The following is a 14,148-nucleotide window of genomic DNA, read 5'->3' as shown; positions in this document are numbered from 1 at the left end:
CGCGGGGCAACTTAAGACAGCGCCGAGCCTACCTTGTTTTTGAGGATTGGCCGGCCCACATGGAGAAGGGAAGAACATGGCTCGTATAGCCGGCGTCAACATTCCGACCAACAAGCGCGTTGTCATTGCGCTTCAGTACATTCACGGCATTGGCAAGCGGTTCGCCCAGGAGATCGTCGACAAGGTCGGCATCCCGGCCGAGCGCCGCGTCAACCAGCTGACCGACGCGGAAGTGCTGCAGATCCGCGAGACCATCGACCGCGATTACCAGGTTGAAGGCGACCTGCGCCGCGAAGTCTCGATGAACATCAAGCGGCTCATGGACCTCGGTTGCTACCGCGGCCTGCGTCACCGCCGCTCGCTGCCGGTCCGCGGCCAGCGCACGCATACCAATGCGCGCACCCGCAAGGGCCCGGCCAAGTCGATCGCCGGCAAGAAGAAGTAATTTTTTTAGGGGAATAAGGGAGTAGGGGAGTAAGGCAGTAGGGAATGCCCGCCAGTCGGGTCGCATTTTTCCCTACTCCCTTACTGCCCTATTCCCCTACTCCCTTACGAAGGTGGAGCCGCTGGTATTACGGCGGTGTAGAGATCAACTGAAAGGACTATCATGGCCAAGGAAGCCGCTCGTGTTCGCCGTCGCGAACGCAAGAATATCTCGTCGGGCGTTGCCCACGTCAATTCGACCTTCAACAACACGATGATCACCATCACCGATGCGCAGGGCAATTCGATTGCCTGGTCGTCGGCCGGTGCCCAGGGCTTCAAGGGTTCGCGCAAGTCGACCCCGTTCGCTGCCCAGATGGCTGCCGAGGATGTTGCCAAGAAGGCCCAGGAACACGGCATGCGCATGCTCGAAGTCGAGGTCTGCGGACCCGGCTCCGGTCGTGAATCGGCACTGCGCGCCCTGCAGGCGGCCGGCTTCACCATCACCTCGATCCGTGATGTGACGCCGATCCCGCACAATGGCTGCCGCCCGCGCAAGAAGCGTCGCGTCTAAGCATTTATCGAACGTCGCGCGAGCGCCCTTGGGCGCTCCTCCGCGGCATTCCAGGTCGCCCGCCACGATTGGATGGTGGCGGGTCAACGGAAGGAAAGCATCATGATCCAGAAAAATTGGCAGGAACTGATCAAGCCGAACAAGATCGAGTTCTCGTCGAAGAAGAAGACGCTGACCACGCTGGTCGCCGAGCCTCTCGAGCGTGGCTTTGGCCTGACGCTGGGCAACGCGCTGCGCCGCGTGCTTCTGTCTTCGCTGCGCGGTGCGGCTGTTACCGCCGTGCAGATCGACGGCGTTCTACATGAATTCTCGTCCATCGCCGGTGTGCGCGAGGACGTGACCGACATCGTCTTGAATATCAAGGAAATCGCCATCCGCATGGAAGGCGATGGTCCCAAGCGCATGGTCGTTCGCAAGCAGGGACCGGGTGCGGTTCTTGCCGGCGACATCCAGACGGTTGGCGATGTCGAGATCCTCAACCCCGACCACGTCATCTGCACGCTGGACGAAGGCGCTGAAATCCGCATGGAATTCACCGTCGACACCGGCAAGGGTTACGTGCCGGCCGACCGCAACCGCGCCGAAGACGCGCCGATCGGCCTCATCCCGGTCGACAGCCTTTATTCGCCGGTCAAGAAGGTCTCCTACAAGGTCGAGAACACCCGCGAGGGCCAGGTTCTCGACTATGACAAGCTGACCATGACGATCGAGACCGACGGTTCGATCACCGGTGAGGACGCAGTGGCTTTCGCCGCCCGCATCCTGCAGGACCAGCTCGGCCTGTTCGTCAACTTCGACGAGCCGCAGAAGGAAGTCGCTGCCGAGGCCGTCACCGAGCTCGCCTTCAACCCGGCGCTGCTCAAGAAGGTCGACGAACTCGAGCTTTCGGTGCGTTCGGCCAACTGCCTGAAGAACGACAACATCGTCTATATCGGCGACCTGATCCAGAAGACCGAAGCCGAGATGCTGCGCACCCCGAACTTCGGCCGCAAGTCGCTGAACGAGATCAAGGAAGTCCTGGCGGCGATGGGCCTGCACCTCGGCATGGAAGTGCCGGACTGGCCGCCGGAAAACATCGAAGACCTCGCTAAGCGTTACGAAGACCAATATTGAGCATGAATTCCAAGGATCGGCGGCGTGGGCCGCTCGATCCGACGGTCATGCGGAAAACCATCAGAGGCCGCGGCCTCTTGAACAACTGAAGAAGGAAAAGAGCCATGCGCCACGGTTTCAAAGGCCGCCGCTTCGCCCGAAGCATTAGCCATCGCAAGTCGATGTTCGCCAACCTCGCCGTGTCGCTGCTCGAGCACGAGCAGATCGTCACAACCTTGCCGAAGGCGAAGGACCTGCGTCCGATCGTCGAGAAGCTGGTGACGCTCGGCAAGCGTGGCGACCTGCACGCCCGCCGCCAGGTCATTGCCCAGATCGGCAATGAAGGCGTCGTCAAGCGTCTGTTCGACACCATCGCGCCGCGCTACGCCAACCGCAATGGCGGCTATCTGCGCATCATGAAGGCGGGCTTCCGTCACGGTGACAACGCCGCCATGGCTGTCATCGAGTTCGTCGATCGCGACGTCTCGGCCAAGGGCGCCGGCGACCGCGCTCGCATCGAGGCCGAAAGCGCAGACGCGGACGCCGCAGCCGCATAAGGCTCGGTTTTCCCAAATGAGTTCAAAGGGGCCTGCGGGCCCCTTTTTGTTTTCTGAAAGCAGCAAACCGCGCCGGAATCCGATTTCCGGGCATGCCCCTGGGGTTTTGGCCCAAAATAGTCGGATTTCAGCGGCTTAGCCTTTCATTTTGCACAATCGTCGGGACAATGCCCCCGAACTTGCCTTGGAGGATTCGCGAATGCGCGCCAGAAGACTGCCCTTTGTTCTGCTTTTCGCCATCATGGCGTTTGCGGCCGCACCGGTGGTCAGGCAGGCATTGGCCGAGGAGACCAAGACAGATCCCGGCCTGTCAGATGTGCTGACCGACCTGCTGCACGGCGTCGAGGGCGAGAACGCGACGTCCGGTCCCGACAAGCGCGTGCCGTTCGGCCGCGAGGAGGTGCAGCTGTCGTTTGCGCCGCTGGTCAAGCAGACGGCGCCGGCGGTGGTCAACGTCTATGCCTCGCAGACCGCCAAGGTGACATCGCCTTTCGACGGTGATCCGTTCTTCGAGGAATTCTTCGGCCGCTCGCAGCCGCGCGCGCAGTCTTCGCTGGGCTCCGGCGTGCTGGTCGATCCGACCGGCGTCGTGGTCACCAATTACCACGTCATCAAGGATGCCGACCGGGTCAAGGTGGCGACCGCTGATGGGCGTGAGTTCGACAGCAAGGTGCTGCTCAAGGACGAGACTCTCGACCTTGCCGTGCTCAAGATCACCTCGGACAAGCCGTTTCCGGTCATTGCCATCGGCGATTCCGACGCGCTCGAGGTCGGCGACCTGCTGCTGGCCATCGGCAACCCCTTCGGCGTCGGCCAGACCACCACCAGCGGCATCGTCTCGGCACTGGCCCGCAGCCATATCGGCGTCTCCGATTCCAGCTTCTTCATCCAGACCGACGCCGCCATCAATCCCGGCAATTCCGGCGGTGCGCTGATCAACATGGGCGGCCAGCTGGTCGGCATCAACACGGCCATCTACAGCCGCAGCGGTGGTTCGATCGGCATCGGCTTCGCCATTCCCTCGAACATGGTTCGCGCCTTTGCCGACGCGGCCAAGGCCGGGCTCGACTTCTTCGAACGGCCCTATATCGGCGCCGAGTTCGAAGCGGTGACGCCGCAGATCGCAGAATCACTCGGCATGGAGAAGCCGACCGGTGCGCTGGTTTCGTCGGTCGAGGCGACCGGACCGGCCGCCAAGGCAGGGCTCAAGCCCGGCGACGTGGTGCTGCAGCTCAACGGCAAGCCGGTCGAGAGCATCGAAGCGCTGGACTACCGGATGGCGACGCTGTCGATCGGCACCACCGCCAATTTCGCGGTTCTGACCAAGGGCCAGCAGGCGGCGATGGATATCGCGCTGGAGCGTGCTCCGGAAGGCATGAAGGCTGCTGAGGTGACGCTGCATGGCCGCAGCCCCTTTTCGGGCGCCAAGGTCGCGGAGCTTTCGCCCCGGCTCGCGCAGCGGCTTGGCCTGCGCACGGACATCAAGGGCGTCACCGTGGTCGACATCAACCGCGATTCACCGGCCGCCGATTTCGGCTTCCAGCCGGGCGACATCGTGCGCGAGGTGAACGGCACCACCATCGATACCGCAGCGACCCTGGAGCTGGCGGCCAAGACGGATACGCGCTGGTGGCGCTTTACGGTCGAGCGCGGCGGGCAGATACTGCGTCAGGTGTTGCGTTATTAGGGCTGGGTTCCGTGCATTCGGGCTCATGCTCCAACGAAAAAGAAGTGCATGGCCGATCTGTTCAGCGTCGATGAACCGGAAAAGAAGCCGCCTGGGCGGCCGCTGGCCGACAGGCTACGGCCGAGGAACCTTGGCGAGGTCGTCGGCCAGGAGCATCTGACGGGGCCTGACGGCGCGCTGACCCGGTTGATCGGTTCCGGCTCGCTCGGCTCGATGATTTTCTGGGGGCCGCCCGGCACCGGCAAGACCACCGTGGCGCGGTTGCTCGCCGGTGAAACGAGTCTCGCATTCGAGCAGATATCGGCTGTCTTTTCCGGCGTCGCCGACCTGAAAAAGGTGTTCGAATCAGCCAAATTGCGCCGTGCCAATGGCCGCCAGACCTTGTTGTTCGTCGACGAGATCCATCGCTTCAACCGCGCGCAGCAGGACAGTTTCCTCCCGGTCATGGAGGACGGGACAGTCGTGCTGGTTGGCGCTACGACCGAAAACCCGTCCTTCGAACTGAATGCCGCTTTGTTGTCACGCGCGCGCGTTCTGGTCTTCCACTCGCTTGGCGAGGAGAGCATCTCCAAGCTGATGGCGCGGGCGGAGGAGACCGAGGGCAGGGCGCTGCCGCTCGACGACGAGGCGCGAGCCATGCTCATCCGCATGAGCGATGGCGACGGCCGCGCCTCTCTTACCCTGGCAGAGGAAGTCTGGCGAGCAGCCAAGCCCGGCGAGGTCTTCGATCCCGAGGGTCTGCAGCGCATCGTCCAGCGCCGCGCGCCAATCTACGACAAGGGCCAGGACGGCCATTACAATCTGATCTCGGCGCTGCACAAATCGGTACGCGGTTCAGATCCTGACGCGGCTCTCTACTATCTCGCACGCATGTTCGATGCCGGCGAGGATCCGCTCTATCTAGGCCGCCGGCTGGTGCGCATGGCCATGGAAGACATCGGCCTTGCCGACCCGCAGGCGCTTGTCGTCGCCAATGCCGCCAAGGATGCCTACGACTATCTCGGCTCGCCCGAAGGCGAACTCGCCTTTGCCGAGGCCACCGTCTATCTCGCCACCGCGCCCAAATCCAACGCCGTCTACAACGCTTTCAAGGCCGCCACGCGGGCCGCCAAGGAACACGGCTCGCTGCTGCCGCCCAAGCACATCCTCAACGCGCCGACCAAGCTGATGAAAGAGGAGGATTACGGCGCGGGCTACCGCTACGACCATGACGAGCCGGATGCCTTTTCGGGGCAGGATTATTTTCCGGAGAAGATGGGTCGCCAGACCTTCTATGATCCGCCCGAGCGCGGCTTCGAGCGCGATATCAGGAAGCGGCTCGATTATTGGGCAAAGCTGCGCAAAGAGCGGGAATAGCCGGGTTGCGTGAGGCTATTGACCAGATCCAGCAGGCAGCCAGCCGGCCGCGGTAGCAGGGCCGTTGTGTGGTAACCCAAAAAACCTTATCAAGGCGCACGACCGGGCGGTGGCCATTGCCTTGATTTGGGCACCTCATTCGCAACAGGATCGCGCTTGGCGCGTGGAAAAATGACAAAAAATCTTCGCAAATCCCTTCGCAAATTCGCCATTGCCATCCCGCTTCTCGCCCTTGGCTTCTATTTCATCCCCATCCTGACGACGATCTTCATCGTCTGCGGCCTGATCGACGTGCTGCGCAACGACCGCAAGGATCTGTCGCTGTTCTCAGGCTATTTTCTCGGCAACGGCCTGTTCACCTGGCTGCTTTCGCCGTTCAACCTGCTGGTCGACCTCTTGTGCTACAGAAATCCTGGCGTGTGGAAGCTGGAGCAGTTTCCCGCCGACTATCAGCGCGAGGTCAACGAGGTCCTGGACATCTTCAAGGCGCGCAAGGATGAGATCATCGCCGATATCGATGCCAATTTCGGCGCCGGCCGGCGCGGCATGTATGTCTACCAGTGGTACGGCAAGCACAGGATCGACAACGTCGCCGAGTTCAACAAGGATTTCAAATACATCAAGACCATCGCCGTTTCCGTCTTCAGCAAGCGCGAATCGACGTCCTGGCATTTCGGCCCGCTGCGGCTCAGCTTGCGCATCCTCTACAATCTGATCCCGGTGAAGTCGGAGATTTTCGTCGAGTGCGGCAACGTCAAGAATTACTGGTACGACAATCCGCTGTTCATCTTCGACGACACGCTGCTGCATCGCTCGGTCAACGAGTATGATGGCCGCCGCTACTGCGTGTTCATGGACATTATCAGGCCATCGCCGGTTCCCCGCCTCATCGCGGGTATGCTGGCCATCGTCTCGGTGAGCGTCGAGCGCATCAATTCCATGTTCTACAAGAACTGGAAAATGATCGGTTCGACCAAGCCGAAGAATGCCGGGACGACCTGAGCTTTGGAAAATCGGCGCTGCCGGCCCTGCCGGCAGCGTTTGGGTGCTCTGCATGTGAGACTTGGCCAATCCTTGTCGGCCGCTCATGCGCCGGAACGGATCCTGGCTGCATAAACAGTAGTCCGGGCTGGCTTTGATAGTTCTGCCTCTTCTCCTTCTGGCGGCCGCAAGTGACGATGAACAAATCTCTCGGATTTTGGGCAACGACATATGTGTGTACCGCTCTTGTGGGAATTGCTCTTGCTCTCATCTATGTAGGGCTTGAACAGCCTGTCTATTACTGGGACTTCGCTGCCTATTTCGACACGTTTAGCCGGCAGGGCACGCTCTTGGTTCAGAGCCCTCTCGAGTGGCTCAGCCATTTGAGGACCTCGATCGCCACCGACGACTACAGTGCGGCGATCCTGGTGCCGCTGATGCCGTTTCACATCATTTTTGGCGATTCGAGGTTTTCCTACATCGCCGGAATAGTCGTTGTTTACCTGGTTCCGACCGCTCTTCTCATCGGCAGAACAAGCTATCTGGAGGCGGCGACCGGGACGCCTTCATGCCGAAGCTGGCTCACCGTATGGATTGCGGCCTTTCTCTACACGCCCTTCTGGGCGGCGACGCTTCGTGGGTTGCCGGACATTGCCGGCTGTCTCGCGCTTTGCGCGGCAACCTATTTTCTCTGGAAATCGAGGTTCCTGACCCGTGAACCGGTGATCGGCGGCATGCGTGTCGGCGTATGCCTGTGGTTGGCATTCGTGCTGCGCCGCTGGTATGCTTATCCCGTCATCGGGGTCGGAACTTCCGCGGCCTTCTTCTGTTTTCTGCAGGTCGCGAAAGACCGCGACGTCCCGGCACTCCGCAATGCCGCCGTCGGGGGCCTGTGTGTGATCCTCGTGGTTGTCGGAGCCGCGCTGACCTTCCAGCAACCCCTGGTCCTCAAGATACTGGGAACCAGCTATGGCGACCTTTACAGCGGATACAAGACAAGCTTCGTTTCACAGGTTGACCAGGTAGGATCGCGGCTCAGCTATGTGAACTGGCTGTTGATCGTATTTGGCGCTTACATCTCCATCATACGCCAAAACAGATTTTCCCTGTTCTGTGCCGTTGCTTCGGTACTTACCTTCTTCCTCTTCACCCGCATGCAGGACCCGGATCGCCACCATTCGGTGCCAATGTTTCTTTGGCTTTTTCCTGCCTACGCCCAGGCAATCGTTGCGATCGTTTCGATGCCGGCGCTGAGATCGCGATGGTCGACCGCCGCGATAGCCGTTGCCGCCGTGCTGGCGTTTTTCGGTACTTTTTTCCCGATTGGCCGCCAGGTGCTGTCACCGATCAGCTACGTCTTTGCCAGGGAAGCCACGCTCCCGCTGCAACTCGACAATCTTCCAGAATACAGGCGCCTTATCGATGACCTTCTTGGAAAGATGGGACCTGGGGACCGGTTGTCGGTATTTGCGTCCAGCGGGATCATGAGCGACTCATTGCTCTATGAAATGGACAAGGACCTTTACCCCCGCATCGAGTGGGCTTGTCAGGTCGATAGTCGCGATCGGTTCAGACCGGCGGCGTTGAAGTCCAAATACGTTGTCGTGACCGATCCGCCCGTTACCCATCTGCAGCCGGGTGCGCAGCTCTGTGTCTCGATACCGGACCAATACATTGTCGAGGGCAAAGGCATCGGCGCAGCATACAGGCGCATCGCGGCGTACCAGCTGTCCGGCGACGTCAAGGGCTACCTCTACGAACAGGTGCGCCCTATCGGCAAAACGGAGATCGATGACCTCTATAACGAGTTCAGGAAAAAATATCCGGGATGGGCAACGCCTGAGTGGTGACGAGCTCGGCTGGTCCGTGCGGTTGCGCCCACAACGAGGGATTGACCGGGCAGCCCTGCGGGGGCAGTAAACGGTCATGTTCAATCTGTTTCTCGTCGTCGTCGGTGGCGGCATCGGTGCCGGCATTCGTCACCTTACCAACATCGGCGCGCTGCGTTTTGTCGGCCCTAACTATCCCTGGGGCACGATGGCCATCAACGTCATCGGCTCCTTCGCCATGGGGCTGTTCATCGCCTCCATGATGCGCCGTGGCGGATCGAACGAGGTCAGGCTGTTCGTTGCCACCGGCATTCTTGGCGGCTTCACCACCTTCTCAGCCTTTTCGCTCGATTTCGCGACGCTGTGGGAGCGGGGAGCCACGCTGCCTGCGCTGGGTTATGCCCTTGCCAGCGTCATTGGCGCCATTATCGCCCTGTTTCTGGGACTTTGGCTCGCAAGAAGCCTGCCTTAGTGCTATTGCCGCGCCAAGAACAGGCCGAGCTTCGCTCGGGAAACGGATAAGCGACAAAAAACATGGCAGGCGTTGAACAGATCACGGTGGAAGCCGGCGAGGCGGGCATGCGGCTCGACCGCTGGTTCAAGACCCATTTCCCGGGCCTTGGTTTCGGCCATTTGCAGAAGCTTCTGCGCTCCGGCCAGATCCGTGTCGACGGCGGCCGGGTCAAGGCCGACACCCGTGTCGAGCCCGGCCAGATGGTTCGCGTCCCACCGCTCGAGGTTGACAAGAAGGGCGAGAGTGCGCTGACCGGCCACTCGATCCGCAACCAGGGCGATGCCGATGTCCTGTCGAAAATGCTGATCCATGAAGACCCTAAGGTTTTCGTCTTCAACAAGCCGGCGGGCCTTGCGGTGCAGGGCGGCTCGGGCGTCACCCGCAATGTCGACGACATGCTGGAGGCCTGGCGCAACCAGAAGGGCGAGAAGCCCAGACTGGTTCACAGGCTCGACCGCGACACTTCGGGCGTGCTGGTCGTCGCCCGCACCCGACTGGCCGCCATGAAGCTCTCGGAAGCATTTCGCGCCCGCGAGACCAAGAAGACCTATTGGGCGCTGGTCAAGGGCGTGCCGCCCAAGCGCGAGGACAAGATCTCGACCTGGCTGATCAAGGAGCCGACGCCGGACGGTGACCGCGTGCGGGTCGCCGCGCATGGCGAAAAGGGCGCCGATCACGCTGTGTCCTACTACCGCGTCATCGAGCAGGCGGCGCAGACGATGACCTGGCTTGAAATGGAGCCCTATACGGGCCGCACCCACCAGCTTCGCGTCCATGCCGCCTACATCGGCTGCCCGATCCTGGGCGATCCGAAATATTTCGAGGCCGACACCAACTGGGACTTTCCCGGGGGCATTCAAAACCGCCTGCATCTGCACGCCCGCCGCATCATCATTCCGCATCCGGACAAGGGCGTCATCGATGTCACGGCGCCAATGCCACCGCATATGCGCCAGAGCTGGAACCTGATCGGCTTCGACGACGCCAGCGCGGAGGACTGATCGTGAGCGGCGCCACCGACGCGCTCGACCGGCGCGACACGGTCGACCTGGCCGCCGCCGCGATCATGGTCGGGCTGACCTTTTCCTGGGGGCTGAATTACGTCGCCGCCAAGATCTCCTACGCTGGCTATGATCCGGTTTTCCTGTCGATCGCGCGCTCGATCATCGGCGGCATGTGTGTCTTTGCCTGGTGCCGGTGGCGCGGCATCGCGCTTTTCACGCGCGACGGGACCTTGCTCGCCGGCATCGTGGTTGGCGCGCTTTTCGGCATCGAGTTCCTTTGCCTCTATGTCGGCCTGGAGCATACGACCGTTGCCCGCAACACGCTGCTGGTCAACACCATGCCGTTCTGGATGCTGCTCGGCGGCCATTTCCTGCTCGGCGAGCAGATCACGTTGAGAAAATTCCTTGGCCTGCTGCTGGCCTTTGCCGGCCTTGCCGCGGTGTTTTCCGACAAGCTTGGCGGCGGCGGAGACATGCTGTTCGGCGATCTGCTGAGCCTTGGCTCCGGATTCTTCTGGGCTTTGACCAACATCCTCATCAAGCGCTCGAAGCTGGTCGAGGCGAGCGCCGAGAAGCTTCTGCTTTACCAGCTCGCCGGGGCAGCGATCGTGGGCGTATTGGTGCTGCCTCTCGCCGGCCCGCCCGTTCGCGACCCGACCGTGCTGCCGACCTTGGCGCTGCTTTTCCAGGCGGTCTACATCGTCGCCTTCACCTATGTGCTGTGGTTCTGGCTGCTGCGGCGCTATCCGGCGTCAGGCCTGTCCAGTTTCACCTTCCTGTCGCCGGTTTTCGGCGTGCTGTGCGGAGCCATGTTCTTGAATGAGCCGCTGACCATGCGCATTTTCCTGGCACTTGGCCTGATTGCCGCCGGCCTGATCATCGTCAACCGGCCGGCGCGCAAGCTGACGCCGGTGTAAGAGAGACCTTCATGCGTGACATCCTCAACGACCTCGAAGCGGGCAAGTATCTCTCCGACCCGGATCCTGTGCGCCGCGCCCAGATCCAGATGAAGACGCCTCTGCCCAAACGCTTCTACAAGGCCGCCTCTGTGGCACCTGTCGACAATGGCTTTGCCGTGCATCTCGACGGCAAGCCGGTGCGGACGCCGGGCAAGGCGCTGCTGGTGCTGCCGACCGAGGCAGCAGCCGCGCTCGTCGCCGACGAGTTCGCCGCCCAAAGCGAGACCATCGATCCGGTGAAGATGCCCGTGATGCGCCTCGTCAACACGGCCATCGATGGCGTCGCCAGCGACCCGCAGGCGGTGCTGGAGGATATCCTGCGCTTTGCCTCATCCGATCTCACCTGCTATCGCGCCGACGCACCGCAAGGGCTGGTGGAGCGGCAGAACCAGCATTGGGATCCGGTGATCGACTGGGCGAGGACGCTCGGAGCACGTTTCAATCTGGCCGAGGGCATCATCCATGTCGAACAGCCGCGCGAGACCATCGCCGTGCTGGGCAGCCATCTTGCCCAGCGCGCCGAGCCGCTGCGGCTCGCCGCCATTCATGTGATGACGTCGCTGACCGGTTCGGCGCTGCTGGCGCTGGCTGTCGATTTCGACGAGATCGACGCTGAGGCTGCCTGGGCCGCTGCTCATGTCGACGAGGACTGGCAGATCGAGCATTGGGGGCAGGATGCGGAGGCCGTTGCCCGCCGCGCGGCTCGCAAGCGCGACATGATGGCTGCTGCCGTCCTGCTGCAAGCGCTCAAGGGCTAGGGGTCCCAACTCGCCCGGTTTCATCCCGCAGCGCACCTAATACCAAAGTCATAATCCCAAAGACGCGCTGCCTTTGGCGGGCGCTTTCTGTCATTTTTCCCCGATGGCTGTCGTTGAGTCCGTGCTCGGAGGAGAACGCGGACAGTGTCGCGCAGCATTGAGAACGGGTCTCACGGGAGGATAACGCAATGGCAATAGCATCGACCGCCGGCGGAACAAGCCGCGGCATGACGCGGGAAGAGAAGAAAGTCATCTTCGCTTCCTCGCTCGGCACCGTTTTCGAATGGTATGATTTCTATCTCTATGGCTCGCTGGCGGTGTTCATCGGTTCGACCTTTTTCAGCCCAGCCATTCCGGAAGCGACCCGCAACATTTTCGCGCTGTTGGCTTTCGCCGCAGGCTTCCTTGTGCGCCCGTTCGGCGCACTGCTGTTCGGCCGCATCGGTGACCTTGTCGGCCGTAAATATACTTTTCTTGTCACCATGACGATCATGGGCCTGTCGACCTTCCTGGTCGGCTTGCTGCCCGGCTATGCCACTTTGGGCATCGCCGCTCCCGTGATCCTGATCATCCTGCGCATGCTGCAGGGCCTGGCTCTGGGTGGCGAATATGGCGGCGCGGCCACTTACGTCGCCGAACATGCGCCGGACAACCGGCGCGGCTACTACACCTCGTGGATCCAGACCACGGCGACGCTCGGCCTGTTCCTATCGCTGGTTGTGATCCTGATCGTACAGGCTTCATTGAGCAAGGAAAACTATGCTGCCTGGGGCTGGCGTATTCCGTTCATCGTGTCTTTCCTGCTGCTCGGCATCTCGATCTGGATCCGGCTTTCGCTTTCCGAATCCCCGACCTTCCAGCGCATGAAGGATGAGGGCAAGGGCTCCAAGGCGCCGCTGACGGAAGCCTTCGGCCAATGGAAGAACGCCAAGATTGCACTGCTGGCGCTGCTCGGCCTCACAGCCGGTCAGGCCGTGGTCTGGTACAATGGCCAGTTCTACGCGCTGTTCTTCTTGACCAACGTGCTCAAGGTCGACGCGCAGTCGGTCAACATCATGATCGCGGTCGCCCTGGCGGTCGGTTCGATCTTCTTCGTCGTCTTCGGCTGGCTCTCCGACAAGATCGGCCGCAAGCCGATCATCATGGCGGGCCTTGCGCTGGCGATTGTCTGCACCTTCCCGCTGTTCAAGGCACTGACGTGGGCTGCCAATCCGGCACTCGCCACGGCGCAGCAGAACACCAGGGCGACGGTGACCGCGGCGCCGGGCGACTGCAAGTTCCAGTTCAATCCGGTTGGCACGGCGAAGTTCACGACATCCTGCGATATCGCGACTTCGTTCCTGACCAAGAACTCGGTTCCCTATGACGTGGTGTCGACGGCTGCCGCCGGCACACCCGCATCTGTCAAAATCGGCAACGAGACGGTCGAGTCCTATGACGCCATCGCCGCCGGTGATCAGGCCAAGACCAAGGAAGCGGCCTTCATCAAGGCCGTCAATATGTCGCTGCAGGACGGCGGCTATCCGCTGAAGCGCTCGGCAGCCAAGGTTGCGGACCAGAAGCTCGATGCGTTTGTTGCCGCCAACCCGGAACTGAAGCTGGACGCCGCTGCCATCCGTGCCGGTGAAAAGGCGACGGTGCCGATCGACCAGGCGGTCAAGGACAAGCTGCTGACCACCGATGAGGCAGCGGGCGCACCCGAAGTCACCGTCTACAACATTCCAGGCGGCGGCGCGTTCGCCATGTTCGCCGATCCTGCAGCAGTGAACTGGCCAATGACGATCGGCATCCTGTTCATCCTGGTGCTGTTCGTGACCATGGTCTACGGGCCGATCGCGGCGATCCTGGTCGAGATGTTCCCGACCCGCATTCGCTACACCGGCATGTCGCTGCCCTATCACATCGGCAATGGCTGGTTCGGTGGACTGCTGCCGGCAACCGTATTCGCGCTCAGCGCCTACAAAGGCGACATCTACTATGGCCTTTGGTACCCGGTGGTGATCGCGGCTATAACGCTGGTCATCGGCATGATCTTCGTCAAGGATACGCTCGGCACCGACCTGCACGCCAAGGAGTAGGCAGCCCCAGCGTTCAAAAGAAAGCCCGGCGCGAACGATCGCGCCGGGCTTTTTCTTTTCAGGCCAATTCGTTGGCGAGGGCTGCTGCCCTTTGTGTCAGATCTTGCGGCCCCGGGCCTCTTCCTCGATGGCTGCCTCATGGTACCAGCCGTCGCCGAAATCCGCGCGGGCACCACGCAGCGAGGCAAGCTCTGCCGCAAACTTAGCCTTTCCGCTCAAATTTGAGGCAGAGAGGCGTGCTGCCGCCGGGAACATCAAAATTTTGGCCGACGGTCGTGTGGAAATGACTTCCATTGCCGGGTTCCTTTCTTCCGCCGAACCTTTTCGATTCAACTT

General features: G+C 61.5%; 14 protein-coding genes. 13 read left to right on the top strand and 1 reads right to left on the bottom strand.

The window, feature by feature from the left end; genetic code table 11:
• Positions 1-76 precede the first annotated feature (76 nt).
• The 13 genes from rpsM to AC0L2D_RS28935 all read left to right on the top strand — a co-directional run bounded on the left by rpsM (position 77) and on the right by AC0L2D_RS28935 (position 13,812).
• A complete protein-coding gene (rpsM, locus tag AC0L2D_RS28995) occupies positions 77-445 on the top strand; it encodes a 30S ribosomal protein S13 (protein WP_013531437.1) in 369 nt (122 codons plus the stop codon).
• A gap of 162 nt (positions 446-607) precedes the next feature.
• Positions 608-997, top strand: coding sequence for a 30S ribosomal protein S11 (gene rpsK / locus AC0L2D_RS28990; RefSeq protein ID WP_006205444.1), 390 nt, complete (start codon positions 608-610; stop codon positions 995-997).
• Positions 998-1,099: 102 nt separating this feature from the next.
• Entirely contained in the window at positions 1,100-2,110 is a 1,011-nt protein-coding gene (locus tag AC0L2D_RS28985; protein ID WP_013531438.1) for a DNA-directed RNA polymerase subunit alpha, read from the top strand.
• 104 nt (positions 2,111-2,214) lie between these two features.
• Positions 2,215-2,646, top strand: a complete 432-nt coding sequence (gene rplQ, locus AC0L2D_RS28980) for a 50S ribosomal protein L17 (RefSeq protein WP_013531439.1) — start codon at positions 2,215-2,217, stop codon at positions 2,644-2,646.
• 199 nt (positions 2,647-2,845) lie between these two features.
• Entirely contained in the window at positions 2,846-4,333 is a 1,488-nt protein-coding gene (locus tag AC0L2D_RS28975; protein WP_013531440.1) for a DegQ family serine endoprotease, read from the top strand.
• Positions 4,334-4,381: 48 nt separating this feature from the next.
• On the top strand, positions 4,382-5,689 hold the full coding sequence (locus AC0L2D_RS28970) for a replication-associated recombination protein A (protein ID WP_013531441.1): 1,308 nt from the start codon (positions 4,382-4,384) through the stop codon (positions 5,687-5,689).
• Between the two features lie 171 nt (positions 5,690-5,860).
• Complete coding sequence (locus AC0L2D_RS28965) at positions 5,861-6,691, top strand: aspartyl/asparaginyl beta-hydroxylase domain-containing protein (RefSeq protein ID WP_063168068.1); 831 nt, start codon at positions 5,861-5,863, stop codon at positions 6,689-6,691.
• 176 nt (positions 6,692-6,867) lie between these two features.
• On the top strand, positions 6,868-8,520 hold the full coding sequence (locus AC0L2D_RS28960) for a hypothetical protein (protein ID WP_473543627.1): 1,653 nt from the start codon (positions 6,868-6,870) through the stop codon (positions 8,518-8,520).
• 76 nt (positions 8,521-8,596) lie between these two features.
• Positions 8,597-8,971: a fluoride efflux transporter CrcB gene (crcB, locus tag AC0L2D_RS28955; protein ID WP_063172204.1), complete on the top strand. Its 375-nt coding sequence runs from the start codon at positions 8,597-8,599 to the stop codon at positions 8,969-8,971.
• 62 nt (positions 8,972-9,033) lie between these two features.
• Positions 9,034-10,014, top strand: coding sequence for an RluA family pseudouridine synthase (locus AC0L2D_RS28950; protein ID WP_027163357.1), 981 nt, complete (start codon positions 9,034-9,036; stop codon positions 10,012-10,014).
• A gap of 2 nt (positions 10,015-10,016) precedes the next feature.
• Positions 10,017-10,934: a DMT family transporter gene (locus AC0L2D_RS28945; protein ID WP_024505073.1), complete on the top strand. Its 918-nt coding sequence runs from the start codon at positions 10,017-10,019 to the stop codon at positions 10,932-10,934.
• An 11-nt stretch (positions 10,935-10,945) separates the two neighbouring features.
• Positions 10,946-11,734, top strand: coding sequence for an ATP12 family chaperone protein (locus AC0L2D_RS28940; RefSeq protein WP_473543624.1), 789 nt, complete (start codon positions 10,946-10,948; stop codon positions 11,732-11,734).
• A gap of 188 nt (positions 11,735-11,922) precedes the next feature.
• The gene (locus tag AC0L2D_RS28935; protein WP_027163360.1) at positions 11,923-13,812 is read left to right on the top strand and encodes an MFS transporter; all 1,890 of its coding nucleotides are present in this window, start codon (positions 11,923-11,925) and stop codon (positions 13,810-13,812) included.
• Positions 13,813-13,908: 96 nt separating this feature from the next.
• Here AC0L2D_RS28935 and AC0L2D_RS28930 read toward each other — a convergent pair whose 3' ends face one another.
• Positions 13,909-14,106 carry a DUF2735 domain-containing protein gene (locus AC0L2D_RS28930; RefSeq protein WP_473543622.1) on the bottom strand — a complete coding sequence of 66 codons (198 nt, stop codon included), beginning with the start codon at positions 14,104-14,106 and terminating at the stop codon, positions 13,909-13,911.
• Positions 14,107-14,148: the final 42 nt, after the last annotated feature.

Source organism: Mesorhizobium sp. WSM4833, from assembly GCF_055811095.1.
The sequence above is the reverse complement of the archived record's forward strand: the minus strand, read 5'-3'. Positions and strand labels throughout refer to the sequence as shown.